Annotated in this window: 26 protein-coding genes; 23 read left to right on the plus strand and 3 right to left on the minus strand. The window is 30.4% G+C overall.

The genetic code is table 11. The annotated features are described in order from the left end of the window. Positions 1-68: 68 nt before the first annotated feature. Positions 69-1409, minus strand: a complete 1341-nt coding sequence (gene dnaA, locus K7H06_RS18945; protein ID WP_223037556.1) for a chromosomal replication initiator protein DnaA — start codon at positions 1407-1409, stop codon at positions 69-71. A gap of 608 nt (positions 1410-2017) precedes the next feature. On the opposite strand from dnaA, the gene rpmH reads away from it, so the two are divergent. The 9 genes from rpmH (at position 2018) to noc (ending at position 9329) form a co-directional block, all read left to right on the plus strand. Continuing rightward, a complete protein-coding gene (gene rpmH / locus K7H06_RS18950) occupies positions 2018-2152 on the plus strand; it encodes a 50S ribosomal protein L34 (protein ID WP_223037557.1) in 135 nt (44 codons plus the stop codon). Positions 2153-2251: 99 nt separating this feature from the next. Beyond that, complete coding sequence (gene rnpA / locus K7H06_RS18955) at positions 2252-2587, plus strand: ribonuclease P protein component (protein ID WP_223037558.1); 336 nt, start codon at positions 2252-2254, stop codon at positions 2585-2587. A gap of 10 nt (positions 2588-2597) precedes the next feature. After that, positions 2598-2807, plus strand: a complete 210-nt coding sequence (gene yidD / locus K7H06_RS18960) for a membrane protein insertion efficiency factor YidD (RefSeq protein WP_223037559.1) — start codon at positions 2598-2600, stop codon at positions 2805-2807. 23 nt (positions 2808-2830) lie between these two features. Continuing rightward, positions 2831-3490 (plus strand): YidC/Oxa1 family membrane protein insertase, encoded by a 660-nt coding sequence (locus K7H06_RS18965; protein WP_223037560.1) that lies wholly within the window; start codon positions 2831-2833, stop codon positions 3488-3490. A 1-nt stretch (position 3491) separates the two neighbouring features. Next, complete coding sequence (jag, locus tag K7H06_RS18970) at positions 3492-4109, plus strand: RNA-binding cell elongation regulator Jag/EloR (RefSeq protein WP_223037561.1); 618 nt, start codon at positions 3492-3494, stop codon at positions 4107-4109. A gap of 300 nt (positions 4110-4409) precedes the next feature. Beyond that, positions 4410-5789, plus strand: a complete 1380-nt coding sequence (mnmE, locus tag K7H06_RS18975) for a tRNA uridine-5-carboxymethylaminomethyl(34) synthesis GTPase MnmE (RefSeq protein ID WP_223037562.1) — start codon at positions 4410-4412, stop codon at positions 5787-5789. 11 nt (positions 5790-5800) lie between these two features. Beyond that, a complete protein-coding gene (gene mnmG / locus K7H06_RS18980; protein ID WP_223037563.1) occupies positions 5801-7696 on the plus strand; it encodes a tRNA uridine-5-carboxymethylaminomethyl(34) synthesis enzyme MnmG in 1896 nt (631 codons plus the stop codon). After that, positions 7689-8408, plus strand: a complete 720-nt coding sequence (gene rsmG / locus K7H06_RS18985; RefSeq protein WP_223037564.1) for a 16S rRNA (guanine(527)-N(7))-methyltransferase RsmG — start codon at positions 7689-7691, stop codon at positions 8406-8408. The genes mnmG and rsmG overlap by 8 nt, the downstream gene beginning before the upstream one ends. Positions 8409-8528: 120 nt before the next feature. After that, positions 8529-9329, plus strand: a complete 801-nt coding sequence (gene noc, locus K7H06_RS18990; RefSeq protein ID WP_223037565.1) for a nucleoid occlusion protein — start codon at positions 8529-8531, stop codon at positions 9327-9329. A gap of 33 nt (positions 9330-9362) precedes the next feature. Here noc and K7H06_RS18995 read toward each other — a convergent pair whose 3' ends face one another. Then, the gene (locus K7H06_RS18995; RefSeq protein WP_223037566.1) at positions 9363-9632 is read right to left on the minus strand and encodes a TMEM165/GDT1 family protein; all 270 of its coding nucleotides are present in this window, start codon (positions 9630-9632) and stop codon (positions 9363-9365) included. Positions 9633-9900: 268 nt separating this feature from the next. Between K7H06_RS18995 and K7H06_RS19000 the strand changes: the two genes are divergently transcribed. The 14 genes from K7H06_RS19000 (at position 9901) to K7H06_RS19065 (ending at position 22088) form a co-directional block, all read left to right on the plus strand. Then, the gene (locus K7H06_RS19000) at positions 9901-10686 is read left to right on the plus strand and encodes a ParA family protein (RefSeq protein ID WP_223037567.1); all 786 of its coding nucleotides are present in this window, start codon (positions 9901-9903) and stop codon (positions 10684-10686) included. Further along, complete coding sequence (locus K7H06_RS19005; RefSeq protein WP_223037568.1) at positions 10687-11556, plus strand: ParB/RepB/Spo0J family partition protein; 870 nt, start codon at positions 10687-10689, stop codon at positions 11554-11556. Positions 11557-11647: 91 nt separating this feature from the next. Next, the gene (locus K7H06_RS19010) at positions 11648-12406 is read left to right on the plus strand and encodes a DUF4184 family protein (protein WP_223037569.1); all 759 of its coding nucleotides are present in this window, start codon (positions 11648-11650) and stop codon (positions 12404-12406) included. Positions 12407-12629: 223 nt separating this feature from the next. Then, a complete protein-coding gene (locus K7H06_RS19015) occupies positions 12630-13949 on the plus strand; it encodes a hypothetical protein (protein WP_246637582.1) in 1320 nt (439 codons plus the stop codon). Between the two features lie 137 nt (positions 13950-14086). Continuing rightward, positions 14087-15265, plus strand: coding sequence for an MFS transporter (locus K7H06_RS19020; protein ID WP_223037570.1), 1179 nt, complete (start codon positions 14087-14089; stop codon positions 15263-15265). Next, positions 15252-16637, plus strand: coding sequence for an MATE family efflux transporter (locus tag K7H06_RS19025; protein ID WP_223037571.1), 1386 nt, complete (start codon positions 15252-15254; stop codon positions 16635-16637). Before K7H06_RS19020 ends, K7H06_RS19025 begins: the two co-directional genes overlap by 14 nt. A 65-nt stretch (positions 16638-16702) precedes the next feature. After that, positions 16703-17194 carry a metallophosphoesterase family protein gene (locus K7H06_RS19030; RefSeq protein WP_223037572.1) on the plus strand — a complete coding sequence of 164 codons (492 nt, stop codon included), beginning with the start codon at positions 16703-16705 and terminating at the stop codon, positions 17192-17194. Positions 17195-17321: 127 nt separating this feature from the next. Then, positions 17322-17792 (plus strand): MarR family winged helix-turn-helix transcriptional regulator, encoded by a 471-nt coding sequence (locus K7H06_RS19035; RefSeq protein WP_223037573.1) that lies wholly within the window; start codon positions 17322-17324, stop codon positions 17790-17792. A 21-nt stretch (positions 17793-17813) separates the two neighbouring features. Continuing rightward, the gene (locus K7H06_RS19040; protein WP_223037574.1) at positions 17814-18365 is read left to right on the plus strand and encodes a class I SAM-dependent methyltransferase; all 552 of its coding nucleotides are present in this window, start codon (positions 17814-17816) and stop codon (positions 18363-18365) included. A gap of 322 nt (positions 18366-18687) precedes the next feature. Further along, a complete protein-coding gene (locus tag K7H06_RS19045) occupies positions 18688-19002 on the plus strand; it encodes a hypothetical protein (protein WP_223037575.1) in 315 nt (104 codons plus the stop codon). A gap of 62 nt (positions 19003-19064) precedes the next feature. Then, positions 19065-20216, plus strand: coding sequence for an aminotransferase class V-fold PLP-dependent enzyme (locus tag K7H06_RS19050; RefSeq protein ID WP_223037576.1), 1152 nt, complete (start codon positions 19065-19067; stop codon positions 20214-20216). Between the two features lie 114 nt (positions 20217-20330). After that, complete coding sequence (locus K7H06_RS19055) at positions 20331-20858, plus strand: DUF4446 family protein (RefSeq protein ID WP_223037577.1); 528 nt, start codon at positions 20331-20333, stop codon at positions 20856-20858. A 10-nt stretch (positions 20859-20868) separates the two neighbouring features. Next, positions 20869-21759: a diacylglycerol/lipid kinase family protein gene (locus K7H06_RS19060; protein ID WP_223037578.1), complete on the plus strand. Its 891-nt coding sequence runs from the start codon at positions 20869-20871 to the stop codon at positions 21757-21759. Between the two features lie 62 nt (positions 21760-21821). Further along, positions 21822-22088 (plus strand): YkuS family protein, encoded by a 267-nt coding sequence (locus tag K7H06_RS19065; protein ID WP_223037579.1) that lies wholly within the window; start codon positions 21822-21824, stop codon positions 22086-22088. A gap of 21 nt (positions 22089-22109) precedes the next feature. On the opposite strand, the gene yyaC is transcribed toward K7H06_RS19065, so the two are convergent. Further along, a complete protein-coding gene (gene yyaC / locus K7H06_RS19070) occupies positions 22110-22712 on the minus strand; it encodes a spore protease YyaC (protein WP_223037580.1) in 603 nt (200 codons plus the stop codon). Between the last annotated feature and the right edge of the window lie 97 nt (positions 22713-22809).

Genomic DNA, 22809 nt, shown 5'->3' on the forward strand with positions numbered 1-22809 from the left:
CATAGAATGATTTAGAGGATTATAATTATAAACACTTTATTAAGATACTAACCACAGCCTACTGTGAATTATTTACCTTTTATATCTTTAATAATATTATCTATTTTTATTTTAAAATCAGGATTAGATTCAATTGATTTTGAAATCTTTTCGTGGGCATGGATAACAGTTGTATGATCTCTACCTCCAAATTCATCTCCAATTTTAGGAAGAGATAGATCTGTTAATTCCCTACATAAATACATGGCAATTTGTCTTGGATATGCAATAGATCTTGTTCTTCTTTTAGAATTAAAGTCATCTAATTTTATATTAAAATTTTCAGCTATTACTTCTTTGATAAGTGGCACAGTTATTTGTTTAGGCTTAGTAGAGGCAATAATGTCCTTTAATGCTTCACTTGCAAGCTCTATTGTAACTTCTTTATTTGTAAGAGAAGAATAAGCTACAATTCTTATCAATGCACCTTCTAATTCTCGAATATTTGATTGAATTTTTTTTGCAATGTAGTGCATGACTTCGTTAGGAACATCAATTCCTTCAACGTCCGCTTTTTTACGAAGGATGGCAATTCTTGTTTCAAGATCAGGTGGTTGAATATCTGTAATGAGTCCCCACTCAAATCTAGAACGTAATCGATCTTCTAGGGTTGGAATCTCTTTTGGAGGTCTATCACTAGAGATGATAATTTGCTTATTTGCTTCATGAAGTGCATTAAAGGTATGGAAAAACTCTTCTTGCGTTCTTTCCTTACCAGCGATAAATTGAATATCATCTACTAGCAAAACATCAACGTGTCTGTATTTGTTACGAAATTCTTCATTTTTATCATCTCTTATAGAGTTGATTAATTCATTTGTAAATTTCTCTGAAGAAACATATACAACCTTTGCATTTGGATTTTGACCTAATATAAAATGACCAATTGCATGCATTAAGTGGGTTTTTCCAAGTCCTACGCCTCCATATATAAATAGAGGGTTATATGCTTTTGCTGGTGCCTCTGCAACGGCAAGAGATGCTGCATGGGCGAAACGATTACTATTGCCAATTACAAAGGTACTAAAAACATATTTGGGATTTAGGTTAAGGGTTTCAAATGAATCTTTGCTATTTTGATTACTTGGTTGAGTTTGAGATGCTTTTAAATAAGTTTCACTTCCTGGAACGGTAAAAACTAGATGATATTCTTCAGAAGTGATTTGTTTGATTGCATTGATAATAAGTGTTGCATATCTGGCTTCGAGTATTCCTTTTGAAAAATCATTTGCCACAGCTAAAACAATATTTTTTCCGTTCATTGTTAAGGGCTCTATAGGTTTAAGCCATGTATTATAGCTGACTTCTGTGAGTTCTGTTTTGATTAAATTCAATGCTTGCTGCCATACTTGAGACAGTTGGGTGCTCATAAGACGACCTCCTTACAAAATGAAATTTTATAGCCATATAGAAATGAAAGTTTTTGGATGAAAAAAAATTTTTTTGCTGTAAAAAAACAAATATCCACAAAATATCCACAAAAATTGTGGATGATTTATGAAAAAAATCAATTTCTTTTGTATAAATTTTATAAACTGGGAAATTAATAATCCTGTGGATAATATATTAATAAAAAATATATAAGGGCAACAAAAAATAATTGTACACAAATTTATAGGAATTAAAAAAGAAATATTCACAAGCAAAAAAACACAGAAAAAAAGAAAACACCCATAAGACATATAAGTTATACACAAAATTATCCACACCTTGTGTATAAAAGTGAATAGTTTTGATAATTTCTTCACATATCAACAAGTTTATTTAATAATATCAAATAAAAAATAGGATTTCAATGATATGGCGAAAATTATCCACAACAAAAATATTTGGTGATAAATTTATCCACAAAAAGCCATTTTAATAATATTCTTGACATATTTTCTACACAAAGTTATAATTATTTAGTAAATGCTCATTTTAGATAGAAATATGATCATTTTAATATATACGTTACATTTTGAAGGAGGTGTTCGGAATGAAAATGACTTATCAGCCAAAGAAAAGACAAAGAAAGAAAGAGCATGGATTTAGAAAAAGAATGAGTACAAAAGCAGGAAGAAATATTCTAAAAAAACGTAGATTAAAAGGCAGAAAAAGTTTGACTGCATAAGAGGCCGCATAAAGTGGCCTTTTTCTATAAGTGGCTACTTTATGCGAATAAAGAGTAAGAGAAAAGGCAATTTTTACATTTTGAAAGAAGGAAAAAAACATGAAGCAACCGTTGCGATTAAAAGAAGATAGTGCTTTCAAAAAGATCTATTCTAGAGGAAATTCATTAGCGAATCGATATTTAGTATTGTTCTATTTAAAGAAAAATCAAGAATACAATCGAGTAGGTTTTATTGCTAGTAAAAAAGTTGGAAATAGTGTTATTAGAAATAGAGCAAGAAGATTAATGAAAGAATCTTTTCGTTTATATAGTCCAAAGATTCAAAGTGGGTATGATCTTATTTTTATTGCGAGAGCAAATATAAAAGACGCAGCGTATAAAGATGTAGAAAAGGCCATGGTGCATATTTTAAAAAAATCAAAATTATTGAAATAGGTGAAAAATCTTGAAGGAAATACTAATAGTTATGGTGAAATTATATAGAAATTATATTTCGCCTTTAAAACCTCAAACTTGTAGATTTTATCCGACCTGTTCCCAATATGCATTAGAAGCTTTAGAAAAATATGGTGCAATTAAAGGCACTTTTATGAGTATAAAAAGAATTTTAAAATGTCATCCCTTTCACTCAGGAGGATATGACCCTTTAAAATAATAGAATAGGGGGTAATAATTTTAATGCGTTTTTTAGCTAAACCAATGGGATACCTTTTATTATATCTATATAATTTTATAGGAAATTATGGGATATCCATTATCGTATTTACAATAGTTGTAAAATTGTTTCTATTACCATTGACTATGAAGCAATTAAAGAGTACAAGAGAAATGACAAAGATACAACCAAAGCTCAAAGAGCTTCAGGAAAAATATAAAAATGATAAGGAAAAGCTTAACATTAAAACAATGGAGCTGTATAAAGAGCATAAAATCAATCCGATGGGTGGATGTTTACCATTACTTGTTCAAATCCCAATTATATTTGGATTGTTTTCTGTATTAAGAACTCCAGCACAATATATTGCGGATCCAACATTTCTTACAGCCATAAGCGAATCTTTTTTATGGATACCAAATTTAAGTAATCCAGATCCATGGATATTGCCTCTATTAGCAGGTATTACAACGTATTTTTCAATGAGTACTGCAAATACGGGAGCAGCTGGTCAAAATCAAATGATGAAAACGATGAATATGATGATGCCTATTATGATTATTTGGTGGGGAAGAAGTTTTCCAGCAGGGTTAACATTATATTGGGTTATAAGTAATGGATTCCAAATGGCTCAGCAATATTTTATGCCAAAAGGTACAGCGTCTAAGGAGGAGTTAAGTTAATATGAAATTCACAGAAAAAACAGGAAAAACTGTAGAAGAAGCTGTGAAAAGTGCTCTTGAAGAATTAAATGTTACAAGAGAGCAGGTAGATGTTGAGGTAATAGAAGAGCCAAGTAAAGGTTTTCTAGGTTTTATTGGTACAAGACTCGCAAAGATTAGAGTTATAGTGATTGATCGTCCAGAAGAGACAGCAGTGGAGTTTCTAAGTAGTGTATTTAAGGATATGAAGATTGAAGCGAATTGTAAGACAAAGCTAAAGGAAAATAGCTTATATGTAGAAGTTTTTGGTGAAGACATGGGTGTACTTATTGGAAGAAGAGGCCAAACATTAGATGCAATACAATATCTTGCAAGTTTAGTTGTTAATAGGAATCGCGAAAATTATTTAAGGGTTGTAGTAGATACAGAAAATTATCGTAGAAAAAGAGAACAGACATTAATAAGACTTGCAAATAAGTTAGCTAATCAAGTAAAAATTAAAAGACAAAATATAGTCCTTGAGCCCATGAATCCTTATGAGAGAAGAATTATTCATTCCACACTGCAGAATCATCCATATGTTCAGACAAGAAGTCAAGGAGAAGAACCTTTTAGAAAAGTTGTAATTGCAGCAAAATAATTTTCAAAAACCCAGTAGCGATTACTGGGTTTTGTTATTGTTTACTAAGATTTTGGTATACTAATGATATAAAATAAAAAGAACGTTCATACCAGATAACTTTTGAAAAAACTAAACTTTAGTACATGAAAAAAACTAAACCTTCAAAACTCACATTTGTTCAAACATTGAAGGTTCTTAACGTCTTTTTCATGTAATTTCAGTAAGTTTTTTTACAAAAGTTATCAAAGGTATTCTCTTATCTTTTTATTTTCAGTATTAGAGAGACTAAAGAAGTGATTGAAATGAAGAGGTGAAAATATGAGCGATACAATAGCAGCTATTGCTACAGCACCTGGAGAAGCAGGAATCGGGATTGTAAGGCTAAGTGGAGAAGTATCTTTAGAAATACTTGATAAAATTTTTGTTCCTACAAAAGGAAATAGTATAAAGGAATATAATCCAAGGAGACTTACCCATGGAAAGATTGTAGATCCAAATACGAAAAAAATAGTGGATGAAGTATTAGTTGTATATATGAAGGCTCCCTTTACATATACAGCTGAGGATGTGGCAGAAATAAATTGCCATGGAGGAATTGTTCCTGTACAAAAGATTCTTCAGCTTGTGCTAAGAAACGGAGCCAGAATGGCAGAACGAGGAGAATTCACAAAGAGAGCTTTTTTAAATGGAAGAATTGACCTTTCACAAGCAGAAGCAGTAATGGATTTAATTAGTGCAAAGACAGATAAGAGCTTTGATGTAGCTTTTGGACAATTAGAAGGTTCTTTATCTAAAGAAGTAAAAGGGATTCGACATAATCTTTTAGAGATGATGGCGCATATTACAGTAAATATTGATTTTCCAGATGAGGATATTGAAGAAATTACATATACTGAGCTTTTAGAGAGTTCAAATAAGATTCAAGAAGATATAAAGAGCCTTCTTGAGAGTTCAAATACAGGAAAAATTATTAAAGAAGGACTACATACAGTGATTATTGGAAAGCCTAATGTTGGAAAATCTTCTTTGATGAATGCACTCCTTAAGGAATCAAGAGCTATTGTTACAGAAATACCAGGAACAACAAGAGATATTATTGAAGAATTTGTAAGTATCAGAGGCATTCCTTTAAAAATAGTTGATACAGCTGGGATTCGAGAAACAGAAGATCTTGTTGAAAAAATTGGTGTAGAGAGAAGTAAAGAACTATTTAATAAAGGCGATTTAGTTATTTTTGTATTAAATGCTTCAGAACCTTTAACAGATGAAGATCGAGAAATTATGGAACTTCTTAAAACTAGACAGACCATTATTCTGATGAATAAAACAGATTTACCTATTGCGTTAGAGGAAGAAGAAATCAAAAGATTTCTTCCAGATAAAAAAATTATTAAAGTATCTATGACAGAAGGAACGGGACTGAATGAATTAGAAGAAACAATTGTGGAGATGGTTTACGGAGGAAAAGTAAAACAAGGAGAATCTTCTTTTGTTACTAATGTAAGGCATAAAGATGCTTTAGAAAGAGCACAAAAAAGTATGATAGATGCTATTAATGCTATTAAACAAGATTTACCTTTAGATTTTGTAGAAGTAGATGTGAAAAATTGTTGGGAATACTTAGGAGAGATTACGGGAGATACAGTAGGAGAAAATGTAATCGATCAAATATTTGCTAATTTCTGTTTAGGAAAATAGGAGGGATATGGATGATAGAAAAATTTGAAGCAGGAAATTATGATGTAATTGTTGTTGGAGCCGGACATGCTGGATGTGAAGCAGCATTAGCACCAGCGCGTATGGGACATAGTACATTACTTTTATCCATCAATTTAGATTCTATTGCTATGATGCCTTGTAATCCTTCTATAGGAGGAACAGGAAAAGGACATCTTGTAAGAGAAATCGATGCATTAGGTGGAGAAATGGGACTAAATATAGATAAGACTTTTATACAAAGTCGTATGCTTAATACGGCAAAAGGTCCTGCTGTTCATTCATTAAGAGCACAAGCTGATAAGCAGCTTTATCATATAGAAATGAAAAAAGTATTGGAAAATCAAGAAAATTTGGATGTAAAGCAAGGAGAAGTTATTGAAATTCTTGTAGAAGAAAATCATGTAAAAGGTGTAGTATTGAGCACGGGTTCTGTGTATACTGCAAAAGCTGTTATATTAGCTACAGGAACTTATTTAGGTGGAAAAATATTTATTGGTCGTACAAGCTATGAAAGTGGACCAAATGGATTAGCTGCTTCTAAACAGTTAACCGGAAGTTTAAAAGAAATAGGTCTAAAGATGGCAAGATTTAAAACAGGGACACCAGCAAGGGTAGATCAATCTACTTTGGATTTTTCTAAAATGCAAGAGCAACCAGGAGATGAGAAAATTGTTCCTTTTTCCTTTATGAATGAACATTTAGAAAAAGAACAGGTTCCTTGTTGGTTGACTTATACCAATGAAAACACCCATGAAATTATAAGGAAAGATATTCATCGCTCTGCTATGTATGGTGGAGAAATAGAAGGGACAGGTCCTAGATATTGTCCTTCTATTGAAGATAAGATTACAAGATTTTCAGATAAGAAAAGACATCAATTATTTATTGAACCAGAAGGATTAAATACTAATGAAATGTATGTACAAGGTATGTCAACAAGCCTTCCAGAAGATGTTCAAGTAAAGTTCTATAGAAGTATACCAGGCCTTGAAAATGTAAAAATCATGCGTCCAGCCTATGCTATTGAATATGATTGTATTGATCCATTACAATTAAAATTAACACTAGAATGTAAAGATATATCTTGTTTATTTTCAGCTGGACAATTTAATGGAAGTTCTGGTTATGAAGAGGCAGCGGCTCAAGGACTCATTGCAGGTATGAATGCAGCTCTTAGAATTCAAGGGAAAGATGGATTTACATTAGATCGTTCAGAAGCATATATAGGAGTACTTATTGATGATTTGGTAACAAAAGGAACTAATGAACCTTATAGAATGATGACATCTCGTGCAGAATATCGATTAGTATTAAGACAGGATAATGCAGATTTAAGGCTTACAGAAAAAGGATACAAAATAGGATTAGTAACAAAAGAAAGATATGAAAGATTTTTAAATAAAAAAGAGCTCATAGAAAAAGAAATGGAGAGATTACAAAAAACAACTGTAACGCCAAGTCAAGCCAATGAGTTTTTAGAGAAAAAGAATACAGCTACTTTAAAAAGTGGTATATCTTTATATGATTTATTAAAGCGTCCTGAAATAAATTATGAAGATTTAAAAGAGCTAGATCAAAATCGTCCAGATATTCCTATGCAAGTAATGGAGCAGTGTGAAGTTCAAATAAAATATCAAGGATATATTGGAAAACAATTAAAACAAATTGAACAGTTTAAAAAGCTTGAAATGAAAAAATTAGATCCAAGTATTGATTATAGTCATATTGATGGATTAAGAATTGAAGCAAGACAAAAGTTAAATAATATAAAACCATTATCTGTAGGACAAGCATCTAGAATTTCTGGCGTATCACCTGCTGATATTTCTGTGCTTTTAATCTATTTAGAGCAGCAGAGAAGAAAAAGAGGTGAGGGGAATGAATAGTACAGACGTTCTTCAACAAGGTTCAAAAGACTTAGGGTTAACTTTAAATCTTGATCAAATGAATCAATTTTTAAAGTATAAAGATTTGTTAATTGAATGGAATGAAAAAATTAATCTTACAGCTATTACAGATGAAAGAGAAGTAATGATTAAGCATTTTTTAGATTCTTTATGTTGTATGACCCTGCCCTATATTAAAGAAAATGCTAAAGTGATAGATGTAGGAACAGGTGCGGGATTCCCAGGTATTCCTATAAATATTTATTATCCTAATGTAGCTTTAACTTTATTAGATTCATTAAATAAGAGAATTAAGTTTCTTCAAGATGTTTGTGAAAATATAGGACTAAAAGATGTAGATTTTCAGCATGGACGTGCTGAAGATTTTGGAAAGAATAAAGATTTTAGAGAAAAATATGATATTGCTGTTGCTAGAGCGGTAGCACAGTTAAATATATTATGTGAATATTGTTTGCCTCTTGTAAAGGTAGGGGGATATTTTATTTGCCAAAAAGGACCTAATATTGATGAAGAAATGAAGACGGCTAAAAAAGCAATAGAACTTTTAGGTGGTAGATTTGTTGAAAAGAAAGATATAAAATTACCATTTTCTGATATTACCCATAATATCGTTGTCATAGAGAAAATAAAAAAAACGCCGACAAAATATCCTAGAAAGGCAGGAACTCCGACTAGAAAGCCTTTAATATAAGGATAGGATAAATATTTTGTAGAACAAAAGTTTTAGAAAATTTTCTAAAAAGGAAGGAAGTTTAAATTCTTTGACGAATAGTTATTTAGAATAGTTATATGTATAAGGGGAAGAGTGATTATGATAAAAGACCTAGGCACAGCAGTTCTGCAGATTCCTGTTAATTCTATTTTACCAAATCCATATCAGCCGAGGAAGGTTTTCAAAAAAGGAAATTTAGAAGAATTAAGTGAATCTATAAAAGTATATGGTGTATTACAGCCTATAAGCGTTAGAAAAATTGGAGAGAATCGTTATGAATTAGTAGCTGGTGAGAGAAGACTAAGAGCTGCAAAGCTTGCAGAGCTTGAAAATATACCTGCAATCGTAACAGAAATGACAGATCAGGATTCAGCGGTTCTTGCACTGATTGAAAATTTACAAAGAGAAGATTTAAATTTTATAGAGGAAGCAGAAGGATATCTTCACTTAATGGAAGATCATCATTTTACCCAGCAGGAAATTGCACAAAAAGTTGGAAAAAATCAATCTACCATTGCAAATAAATTAAGAATTTTAAAGTTACCTAATGAAGTAAAGGATTTATTAATAGAGAATGGGCTAACGGAAAGACACGGAAGAGCTTTATTAAAATTACATGATGAAAAATTACAGCTAATGGTTTTAAAAGAAATTATTGATAAAGATTTGAATGTAAAAAAGACAGAAAAAAGAATCAATGAAATATTAGATGAAATTACTAGACCAGATGAAGAAAATACAAAAAAACGGATAAAAAGTGCTTTTAATTTTAAAATTTATTTAAATACCTTAAAAAATGCATATAATGCCATTAAAGAAACAGGGCTAAAAGCTGAATACAAGCAATCGGATAAGGGCGAATACATAGAAGTCGTTGTAAAAATTCCTAAAGAACAGTAATAAAAGTCGCAGGGCAAGAGTCCTACGACTTTTTCATATTTTACCTAATAAGGTTAATATACCAACAATAATAAAAGCAAAGCCAGCAGCTATTTGTAAATAATTAGGGGGAATAAATTTAGTAATATATGATCCAGCAAAGACACCTAATAAACAGCTTAAAACTAAAGCACAGGATGCGCCAATAAAGACACCTAATATGGATTTTGATTGAGTAGCTAACATCATGGTTTGAAGTTGTGTTTTATCTCCTAATTCAGCAATAAATACAATCCAAAATGCAGTCATAATAATTCTTAACATTCAATTTTGGCCTCCTATAAAACAACTAAGATGTTACAGTATATGTAAGGTTATTTTTATTTATAACTCATAAATCTTTCTTTATAAAAGTGATAGATAGCATTTTATTTTTTATGATGTCAATGGATGAAGTTGAAATAATTTTTAGTATATTTTTAGTTTTCATCATGTTTATCCATATTAATTTTATAACATAAGGATTTTGAGAAGGAATCGTAACTTGTATAACGAAATCTATAAATATTAAAAAACTTGTGAGGTGATTCTGGTGGGAAAGGTAATTGCCATTTTTAATCAAAAAGGTGGTGTGGGCAAGACAACTACAAATGTCAATTTGAGTGCTTGTTTAGCTGAAAAAGGAAAGAAAATACTAGTTGTTGATATTGACCCACAAGGAAATACCACTAGCGGTTTTGGGATAGATAAAGATCGTGTACCGTATACAATGTATGACCTCCTTATAGATAATATAGATGTTCATGAATGTATTATTCATGAACATCGGGAAAATCTTTCTATTATTCCTTCAAGTGTACAATTGGCAGGTGCTGAAATTGAAATGACAGGAATGAAAGATAGAGAAAAAAGGCTGAAAAAAGCAATAGATCAAGTAAAAAATGAATATGATTACGTTTTTGTAGATTGTCCACCATCATTAGGACTCCTAACTATTAATTCATTGACTGCTGTAGATAGTGTGATGATTCCTATTCAATGTGAATATTATGCATTAGAAGGAGTAAGTCAATTAATGAATACTATTGAGCTTATACGAGGAAGTTTAAATCCAAATTTGGAGGTTCAAGGGGTAATACTTAGTATGTTTGATGGAAGAACAAACCTTTCTATACAAGTAGTTGATGAAGTAAAAAAATATTTTAGAGGAAAAGTATATACTACTTTAATTCCTAGAAATGTTCGTTTAGCAGAAGCACCTAGTTATGGACTATCTATTATTGAATATGATCCAAAATCTAAAGGAGCAGAAGCATATTCTGAATTTGCAGATGAATTTTTATATCTAGAAGAAGATAGTGACGAGGATGTGATATAATTGGCAAAAAAAAGAAGTGGCTTAGGAAAAGGGCTTAGTGCTCTTATTCCTGAAAGAAATACAGATATAGAAGAAAAGAAGCTTCCAAAAGGCAATATTGATAAAATTAATATCAATAAAATTAAACCAAATAGAAATCAGCCGAGAAAAAATTTTAATCAGGACAAGCTTGAAACATTAGCAGAATCTATTAAAAATCATGGAGTATTGCAACCTATTGTAGTAAGAACCATTGAAGAAGGATATGAGATTATAGCAGGGGAAAGAAGATGGAAAGCTTGTAGATACGCTGGACTTAAGGAAATACCTTGTATTATAAAAGAGATTGATGAAAAAGAACGTATGGAAATTGCACTCATTGAAAATTTACAAAGAGAAGATCTTAATCCTATAGAGGAAGCTTTAGCATATAAAACCTTAATGGAAGCTTATGAACTAACACAAGAACAAATATCATCAAGTATCGGAAAAAGCAGATCTTATATTGCTAACATTGTAAGACTTCTTAATCTTACAGAAGAAGTTAAGGATATGGTGATGAAAAATTTATTATCAAATGGACATGCTAGAGTATTGTTAAGAATCGAAGATCCCAAATTGCAAAAACAAATAGGTGAAAAGATTTTTGAGAATAATTTATCTGTCAGAGAAACGGAAAGTTTGGTTGCAAAGATTATAGACAATAAAGAAGAGAAACAGAAAAAAGAGAGAGTAAAGGATCATACATTGATATTTATAGAAGATACTTTAAAAACTAGATTAGGAACAAAAGTAAGTATTGTAAAAGGCAAGAAAAAAGGTAAAATAGAAATAGAGTATTATAGTGATGACGAATTAGAGAGATTAGTAGAACTTTTACAAGGAAATTAATGTTTCACGTGAAACTTTTAAAAGATATGAATAAACCGCTGAATATCAGCGGTTTTTTTTAAGAAAAAATCAATGAAAGGAGATGGATAGGATGCCTTTTACATTTTCACATCCAGCAATTGTTATTCCCATAAAAAATAAGTTTGAAAAATACTTTGATTTTACTGCTTTGGTCCTTGGGAGTATGGCACCAGATTTTGAATATTTTATAAGATTTAAACCAATGGGAACGGTGGGGCATACTATAGGTGGATTTTTTTATTTTAATCTACCCTTATGTTTGATTATGGCTTATATATTTCATTATATTATAAAGAAACCTTTTATTTTAAATTTACCAAAGCCTATGGATCAGTGGTTTTATCACATAGCTATGGGTAGATGGTCTATAAAATCTATAAAAGACTTTTTTATTTTTATTTATTCAGCAATTATTGGTATGTTTTCTCATGTGTTGTGGGATAGTTTTACCCATGATGGTGGAATGTTTGTCGAAATAATTCATGGATTAAGAAATCATATTCATTTAATGAATTATCAAATACCTATTTATAAGTTTTTTCAGCATGGAAGTACTTTGTTAGGATTTTTGATTATACTTTTATATCTTTATAAGAATAGAGGTCCATATGAAAGAAATTTTTATCCTATTCCAATAAAAACAAAATTGTTTTATTATGCATCAATTTTAATGATAGCAACAACTATTGTTTTTTACAGGATATTTTTAGTATTAGGAAGATTAGCCTTAGAATTTATCGGAATTTATATTGTTACTTCAATTAATGGAATTATGATTGGTATTACTATTATATCTTTTATTTTCAATAAATGTGTTGATTATAATTAATCGTATGAGTTAAAGTGTACAACAGAATATAGTTTTAAAATCATCATAATTTTTTTATTATAAAGTGGCATTTATAGAAGCAAATATATTTTGTAGGCTTAAGGTAAATAGGAAGAGAAAATTTATTTTTGATTATAAAAGCCTTATATATGGACTTTCAGATCAATTATTATATGTAACACGAACAGATTAATAGACTTGTCATATTATATAGTAAATAAAAATGAAAGAGGGTGAAAATATACCAAACTATAATATTTTTAATGTAAAGGCGGAAAATAATAAAAGTCAGATTTATGCTAGTAATGAAGGCAATATTATTCCTGTTGCTAGTGATATAAACGGAGCAGTACATGTGCAGCTTTTTGATAGTGCTGGGAGAACGGAAAACTTACCATTGACTGCTTTTAAGGATCTAAGAGTAGCCGAACTCCATCCAGTTACTGGATATACTATTAATTACAATATTAATAGTGATTTATTAAAAGTAAGTTGTGATGAGGGGGGAACCGTTTATTGTAATAATAGTAAGGCAGTATTAGAAACAACAGCAGCACTTCCTGAAACTTCTATAACAGCCAAAATGGAAACGGTTAGAGTTTTAAGATATCAATCGGGATTAGGTGCCCAGGCTCGTTTTACAGCAATTTTTACTACGGGGGTTGCGAATAGTACTCAGTTAATTGGGATTGGAGATACAACGGACGGATTTTTCTTTGGATATAATGGAACAACCTTTGGAATATTAAGACTTCAGAATGGGACACCTAACTGGACAGATCAATCAAATTGGAATGGAGACAAGGTGGATAGCACAGGTGATAGTGGTGTTACTTTAGATACTACGAAAGGAAATGTCTATACTATTCAGTATCAGTGGCTTGGATTTGGTGTGATTACTTTTTGGATAGCTAATCCTACTACTGGTGATTTTATATTGGTTCACACTATTAGATATCCCAATAATAATACTACACCCTCTATCTATAACCCAACTTTACCCCTTATGGCAAAGGTTGAAAAAACAAGTGGTAGTTCAAATATTATTTTACAAACATCTAGTGGAATTGGATTAGTTGAAGGTCCTATTGACTATAGTGCTATTGTTACTCGTAATTCAGTGTCAAATAGTGTAGAGAGCATTAATGACACTGAAACAAACATTATAACGATTAAAAATAACAACAATTTTCAAGAAAAAACTAATCGAGTACGAATTAGATTAGATTATTTGTCAGTAAGTACAGATGGAAGTAAACCTGTTACTATAAAGATGATAAAAAATGCTACTGTATCTGGTGATTATACAGATATTAATGAAAATACTAGTGTAGTTTCTTATAATAAAATAGGTACACTGACGGCTACTACGGGTACGAATTTGTTAGTTTTTAAATTAGGAAAAGCTGAATCTAATCAATTATTTGTAGGTTCTTTAGATATTCAGTTAGAACCAGGAAGTACATTTACAGTTTCAGCAGTTTCCTCGTCAGGATCTGGATCTCAGGTAGATGTAGGTTTATCTTGGATAGAACTTTGGTAAAGGCAAAAAATTATTAAAAAGGGTGTTTTATATTTTTGTTTTTTATCATAATATTATTTTATTTACATTGCACAAATAATCATGGAAATATATAATGAATAAGTAAATATTAGCATAAATAGAAATAGGAGAAAAAAATGAGAAATAATTTGATAACTAAAAGATTTTCTATAGTAGAATTCTTTTTTTGGGGGACTTTCGCTGCTTATTATCCATATTTAACTATTTTTCTTGATAGTAAAGGATTAAATAATATTGAAATAGGAGCTATATTAGGGATGAATTCCTTTATATCTGTTTTTGCTCAGCCATTTTGGGGAATGGTTAGTGATAAAACCCAATCTATAAAGAAAATTTTCATTATTTTATTGTCTATTGCAATCATTATGATTAGTTCCCTTTCAATTTATGAAGGGGCTCTTTTATTGGGAATTGTATTTGCTATCATTACTTTTTTTGAAAGTGCATTAACACCTCTTTTAGATAGTTGGGTAATTATGGGGATTCAAGGAGAGAAAAATACATCCTATGGAAATATTCGGTTGTGGGGGTCCATCGGATATGCGGTAATGGTTTATGTTTTTGGACAATTAATAGAAATAAAAGGAGTAGAAAGCTTATATATTTGTTATGCTTTATTTGGAGTCATTACAATATTTTTATGTACGAAAGTCCATATAAATCCTTCTACTTGTAATAATAAAATAAAAGATTTAAAGATTAGCAAGTTATTAAAAAACTACGACTATATTATTTTTTTAACATTTGCTGTAGGAATTTTTATTCCACATAAAGCTGCGTATACGTTTTTACCAAGATTAATGGATGCTGTTGGAGGGAATAAAGTGCATTTAGGAATTGCTTTGTCTGTTATGGCCCTCAGCGAAGTGCCGTTATTTATCCTATCAAATCGATTGATTTCTAAAGTAAAACCTATATATATTATTTTATTTTCAACTATATTTTTTATTTTAAGACAATTCCTTTTTACTATTGCATCTTCACCAATCCATGTTATATTGATCCAAGGTCTTCAAGGGCTTTCTTTTGCATTATTTTTAACGGGGGCAGTCTATTATATTCACTTCTTAGCACCTCAGGAACTTAAGTCTACAGCCCAAACTTTTGGATCAGCTATATTCATGGGAGGGAGTGGAATTGTTGGAAACTATGGGGGTGGATGGGTTATTGAAAAGTTTGGCCTTGTTAATATGTATCATATGGGAACCTATCTTAGTTTTGGAATAACACTTTTTTTTGTGATGGGTATGTATTTTAGGAAATTGAAAGAAGGCAATAAAAATGAACGAAAATAATAATATTACAGAAGGTAGTATATTTAAAGCATTAATAAAATTAGCGATCCCTATTATGGGAACATCCTTCGTCCAAATGGCATATAATATGACGGATATGATTTGGATTGGAAGGGTAGGAAGTAAATCTGTTGCTGCTGTTGGGACAGCAGGTTTTTTTACTTGGCTTGCAATGGCATTTATTCTAATACCCAAAATAGGTGCTGAAATTGGTGTAGCTCAGTCAGTAGGGAAAAAAGATTTAGATGCAGCAAAAGATTATGCACGTCATACCATTCAATTGAATATATTTTTAGCACTCATATATGGAGCATGTCTTCTAATATTTCGTAAAGAACTCATAGGCTTTTTTCATTTAGGAGATCAGGAAGTAATTAATCAGGCTATAAGCTATTTAGTTATTGTAACCTTTGGTATTACTTTTTATTTTATAAATCCTGTACTTACGAGTATTTATAATGGATATGGAGATAGTAAAACACCTTTTATGATGAATACAATAGGACTTTTTACAAATATGATTCTTGATCCTATATTGATTTTTGGAATAGGTCCATTTCCTTCATTAGGGGTTAAAGGAGCAGCATTTGCTACTATTAGTGCACAACTTATTGTAACGATTGTTTTTATCTATCATATGAAAAATAAATTCCCATTGTTTTCAGATTTTCGCTTATGGATACTACCTAAAGGAATATACATAAAAAGAATTGTAAAACTTGGAATACCTGTGGCTTTTAATAGTGGGCTGTTTACTATATTTGCAATGTTCATTGCAAGAATTGTTGCTAGTTGGGGTCCAGTTCCTATAGCTGTACAAAAGGTAGGTTCTCAAATAGAAGCTATTTCATGGATGAGCGCAAGTGGATTTTCAACGGCTATTAGTACCTTTGTAGGACAAAATTATGGGGCCAAAAAAGGAAAACGTATTTTTAAGGGTTATTTTACAGCTATAGGAATTGTAAGCATAATAGGAATAATTGCCACATGTCTTCTCATTTTTGGGGCAAGACCTATATTTTCTATTTTTATTCCTGAAGAAGAAGCCATAAAATATGGGGTAGAATATTTGAAGATTTTAGGACTTTCTCAGCTTTTCATGTGTATAGAAATTACAACAGCAGGAGCATTTAATGGGATGGGAAAAACAATACCTCCAGCTATCATAAGCATTTTATTTACTGGACTTCGTGTGCCAGCAGCAAAAATTCTTTCATCAGAGAACTTGCTTGGATTAGAAGGAATCTGGTGGAGTATTAGTATGAGCAGTATCATAAAAGGAATCTTATTGGCAACAGGTTTTATGATCTTAATGTACAAACATCCTGACATAAGAGGAAAAAAGAAAATAAAGATTGATTTTATAAAATAGAAACATATATAAGTCCTTCTAAGGAGATAATCCTAAGAAGGATTTTTTTATGGTAGGTGGTTTATGTGAAAATAGGAATTATTTCAGATACACATATAGGAAAAAATATGAATAAATTAATACATTTCTTAGATGAGCATTTAAAAGAAGTAGATATGATTATTCATGCAGGAGACTACAAAACAAGTGAGGCTATAAAACTGTTACAGAAATATAAACCCTTTTTAGGGGTATGGGGAAATGTTGATTGCAATAATGTGAAAAAGTTGTTACATGAAAAAGAGATTATAAAAGTAAATAATTATCATATAGGTATTTATCATGGGCATGGTACAAATAAAACGACTATTATGAGAGCTTATGAGGCATTTCAAGGATTTGATGTAGATATTATTGTTTTTGGTCATAGTCATCAGCCAATCATTCAAACAAAAAATAAGGTGTTATTATTAAATCCAGGGTCTCCTATCTATAAAAGAAAAGAAAGATGGTTTTCATATATTATTTTGCAATTAGAAGAAAACAATATTGATGTACAATTAAAATTTTGGAATTAAGGAGAATTTCTAGTCTGTTGTAAGAAAAAAACTAATATTGATATTTACATATAATACCATAAGTAATATAATACCTATATGGAATATTACCGTTAAGGTAATAAAAAATATATAAGGAGAGCTATCAATGACTACAAATTCTCCAAAAAATATAAAAGAAAAAATAGATTCAGAGGATATACAGATTCTAGATGAAATTTATCATAGTATACTGTATTCCCTTCAAAAGAAAAAAACAAAATTATTTTCTGAAAAACTTAAAGATGTTACGACTATAGAAATAAGTATACTAGAAATCATTGAAAAAAAGCCTGATGTTATATTAAAAGAAATTGTTGAAATATTAGGAGTTCCAAGTAGTACTTTAACGAATGCTATTAATCGTTTAGAAAAAAGGAATTATGTAAAAAGAGTAATAAGTAAAAGAGATCGTAGGTCTTATGGATTAGAATTAACAGGAGAAGGAAAGATAGCACAGATAGAACATAAAAGAGGAGAAAAAAATTTATGGGAAGGAATACTTGACCCACTAGATACAAAAGAAGAACGAACTAACTTTTTGAAGTCTTTAAAAAAAATAGCAGATAGCTTGCAATAAATATGGAGAAGGGGTGTTTTTGTGAGTTTTTCTAATCCTACGTTTATGGAAATTTTTATTGAAAAATGGCTTAATAATAAAATTGGTGTTCCAGTTTATAATGGGTATGTAAAAAAATTAAATTTAAGAGGAGATGAGAAAGTTCTCGAATTTGGATGTGGTGGAGGTACTTGTTCAAAGCTTATGGCAAAAAGACTATTAAAAAAAGGATTTCTGACATGTGTTGATACATCGCCATTTTGGATTAAAAAAGCCCAAGAGAGGATGAAAAATTATAAAAATGTAGAATTTTTATTAGGAGATATAGGAACCCTTCACATCAAAGATCATTATTATGATATTGTATCTATTCATTTTGTATTACACGATATTGAAGAATATTTAAGACAAAATATAATTGATGTATTATCTAGTAAATTAAAAAGAAATGGAAAACTCTATATTCGAGAACCGATAAAGAAAAGTCATGGAATGCCTTTTGAAGAAATACGAATGCTAATGAAAAAAAGTGGATTAAGCGAAAATGATTTTAAAATAGATAAAAGAAAATATACAGGTGTATTTATCAAATAGAAGCATAAAAAATTGTAAAGCAATTCTGAAAGGTTGCTTTACAAGTTTTTATTTTTAAGGAAAAGATAATTTAATTAAATTTGTATACGTGTTTTGATAAAAATATAAAATGGCTTATTGATTAAAAAAATGGAAATTTCAAAAGTAAGTTTAAAAATTTTGATGGTCACATGAGCATAAAATATATAGTACAATAAGAAGTTTTACATGAACTATAGAAAAAATCTATAATACTGTTTTACTACATTTGATATAATATAGTTGAATGACAATTATGAAATTTAAAAATGAAAAGTTAGATAGACGCAGAGGGAGGAAAATAATGAACGAAGAACAATATATGAAGTCTATAGTAGATATTCCAAAGGAAGTATATATGGAAAAGTTTACTCCTATGGAAGAAAGGGTGAAAGGAACAGATATAGAAGAAGGATTCAAAAAATTAAAAGAAAAAATTGGAGATAAAGATTTTGAAAAGTATTTTAATGGTTTGATAAAAATAAAAAAACATGAAAAGGATATGATGATTATTACTCCTAGAGAAAGTCATAGATCTATTATTATGAGAGAGTATTTTGACTTATTAAAGGAAATATTTAATGTAACGAATATTATTATGGTGGCTCAAGCAATATAGTTGTTTCACGTGAAACAAGTAGTGCATATAATGGTAAAAAGAATAGAGTGGAGGTGTTTAGAGTGATTTATTTAGATAATGCTGCAACAACTTATCCTAAAGCAGAAAGTGTATATGTAGCTATGGATAAATGTATGAGAGAATATGGGGCAAATCCTGGAAGGTCTGGACATAAATTAGCTTTAGAAGCAGGAAGAGCAATTTATAAGACAAGAGAATTGATTTGTAAATTATTTAACATTGATAATCCAATGCAGATTATTTTTACATGTAATGCTACTGATTCATTAAACTTAGCTCTAAAGGGAATACTAAAATCAGGTGATCATGTGATCACAACAAGTATGGAACATAATTCTATGATTAGACCCATCGTTACCCTTAAAAAATTAGGGATAGAACATACAGTTATTCAATGTGATAAAAAGGGAATAATTGATCCCAAGATAATAGAAAAGGAAATAAAAGAGAATACAAAATTAATTGCTACAACCCATGCATCCAATGTAGCAGGAACACTCATGCCCATAGAGGAAATCGGTAAAATTGCAAAGAAAAATAAAGTATTATATTTAGTAGATGCTGCTCAAACAGCAGGAGTATACAATATAGATGTAGAGAAGATGAATATAGACCTACTTGCAGTTCCAGGACATAAAGGACTTTTAGGACCTCAAGGAACAGGAATTCTTTATATAAGAGAAGGGGTAGATCTTCAGCAAATGAAAGAAGGCGGAACAGGAAGTAAATCGGAGCTTCTCACACAGCCAGAGATCATTCCAGATAGATATGAAAGTGGTACACCAAATACTCCGGGAATTGTAGGATTAGGAGCAGGCATTGAATTTATTTTAAAAGAGGGAATAGAAAAAATTCAAAAACATGAAGAAGAACTAACAGAATATATGCTTTCAGAACTACAAAAACTTGATAAAATACGTATATATGGTCCTGTGAATGCTAAAAAACAAGCAGCCGTAATATCTATCAATATTGGTGAGGAAGATTCATCAGAAGTAAGTTATATATTAGATAAAGTATTTAATATAGCTGTTCGTTCGGGACTTCACTGTGCACCTATGGCTCACAAAACAATGGGAACCTTTGAGCAGGGAACAGTAAGGTTTAGCTTAGGCTATTTTAATACAAAGGAAGAGGTAAAAAAAGCAGTAGAAGCTTTAAAGAAAATCTGTGATGAATTAGAAAATGAATAGATTAAAATAGAAATAGAAAAAAATAGTATGTGCGAAAATTAGACATACTATTTATTTTTTTTTATTTACATGAGATAATATATTGGGAAGGTATTTAGAAAAGGGGGGAAAACCGTGGAGGCTATCTTTAATATTATTAAAGAAAATTTAGAAATTATTATTTTTTATAGTGCTAGTATTAGCCTGTTATTATTAGTGATCATATGTATACAAGGTGCTAGGTTGTCAAAGTTGAAGAAAAAATATGAAACTTTATCAAATAATAGGGAAGGAAAAAATATAGAAGAAATTATTCAAGAATACTATCAAAAAATAGATAACTTAGATATTCGAATGAATCAAATGGATGCTCTTGTAGAGAGAATACAAGAAAAGCTTCTTTATAGTATCCAAAAGGTAGGATTGGTGCAATATAATGCATTTGATGATGTTGGGGGAAGCTTAAGTTTTTCTATTGCATTATTAGATGAACAAAATAATGGATTTATTCTTACAAGTATATATAGTAGAAGTAATAGTGTTATTTATGGAAAAACAATCAAGTCGGGAAAATCAGCACATACCCTTTCAGCAGAAGAAATGCAAGCACTAGATAGAGCAAAAAATAAATCTTTAGATGAATACACAAAAATAGCATTATAGAGGGATGTAAATGGACATATTATTTATTGTAAATCCAGTAGCAGGAAAAGGAAATTGTGATTTTGTTATAGGAAAGATTAAAGAGCAGATGGATTTTTTTCATATACCTTATAAAATTAAATTGACTACTCGAAAGAATGAAGCAGAAGAAATAGCAAAAGATGCAGTCATAAAAGGATATGAAAAAATTGTAGCAGTAGGTGGAGATGGAACCATTTATGAAGTTGTAAATGGCATGATAGGTTCTAGTGCTTCTTTGGGTGTAATACCATCTGGTACAGGAAATGATTTTGTGAGAACCGTAGGGATCCCCAATGATTTAGAGAAAGCTCTAAACGTAATTGCCTATGGGAAAAAAGTACAGATTGATTGTGGAAAGGTCAATGATCGATATTTTGTAAATGTTGCAAGTATAGGACTCGATGCAGAAATTGTAAAAGAAACAGAAAATATTAAAAAGTATCTCTCTGGTTCATGGGCTTATATGGGAGGATTATTAAAGACCCTTTTTTCTTATAAACATAAAAGAGTGAACATGAATATTGATGGGAGCAAGAAAAATAAAAATATTACGCTAGTAGCAGTAGCCAATGGGAAATATTATGGTGGTGGAATGAAAATTGCTCCCATGGCAGATATAAAAGATGGTGATTTTCAAGTTTGTATTGTAGATAAAATTTCAAAGTTCAAGCTTATGAGAGTATTTCCTAAAATATTTTCAGGCGAGCATGTCCACTATGATGAAGTAGATATGCATAAAGGAAAACAGGTAAAAATAAAAAGTGATGAACACTTATCTATTAATTTAGATGGAGATATTATAGGAAAAAGTTTTAATGTGTATTTTCAAATGGTTCCAGAAGGGCTGAAAGTTCTTGTACCACAGGATAATATTATGTAAATTTACCATAAATAGTATAAAACGGACACCTCCTAGTCATAATACAACTAGGAGGTGTTTATATGCCAAAGGTAGTAGCTATACAGGATCATCTAAAGGGGATAGGGAAAGAATTAGAAGCAAGAGGATATGAAGTTGTACATGAAAACTATGATGGATATGTAGATGCTATTCTTTATAATAGTGATGATAGCAAATTAAGTTACTTAGGCAATTTTGATAATGTTATTGATATGGACAAAGGAGCTATGGTAATCAATACAAAAAATAAAAGTATTAATGAAATTATATATGCTATAGAAAAGAGAGCCTATGAATCTTTATTTTAAATAAAGAGGAGCAGTTATGAATTAGTTTAGTTCATACTGCTCCTTTGTGTCTTTTCTTAAAAGCTTCCATATGCTATATTGAATGCCATCGGCAATGGCATCAGCCATTTTCATTACAAGATTTAATCTTGTGTTTTGCAGGATCATATACTCCATAAATCCACCTAAGTTAACAACACCTGTAATATGCATATTTCCTACAGAAGGAAGATCTTTATTTACACCTGCACCAGGCTTTAGAGGCCCATAACCTATTGTAATGTGTCCTACTCTATCAGATTTTCCTAAACATGCATCAATAGCAATGACAAAAGGTTTTTTATAGGTTTTGTAAACAAGATCAATGGAATTACTGAGATTTTTTGCATGAACAGGATTTTCTAGGGTGCCATGGACAAAAATATTTTTATGATTTCTTAAGCTTTTTTTCAGTTTATACCCAATCAAAGGACCTAAAGCATCTCCTGTGGACCGATCTGTACCAATGCACATAACAACTAAATCTTCATATTCATCTGTAAAATAATTGTTTAGACATTCAGTAAATTTGTTATTGAAATCATAGACAGCCATGGGGGAGTTTATATCAATTGAATGTTTAGGCAATGAATTAGTAGTACTCATGAATAGGTGACCCCTCCTTATTATAATATAGTTAAAGTTTGTCCCAAAGGTGTCTATAAAATGCATTAGAAAGAAAATTTCATAAAAAAAGAAGAGT

Source organism: Crassaminicella profunda (genome assembly GCF_019884785.1).
Classification (GTDB): domain Bacteria; phylum Bacillota; class Clostridia; order Peptostreptococcales; family Thermotaleaceae; genus Crassaminicella; species Crassaminicella profunda.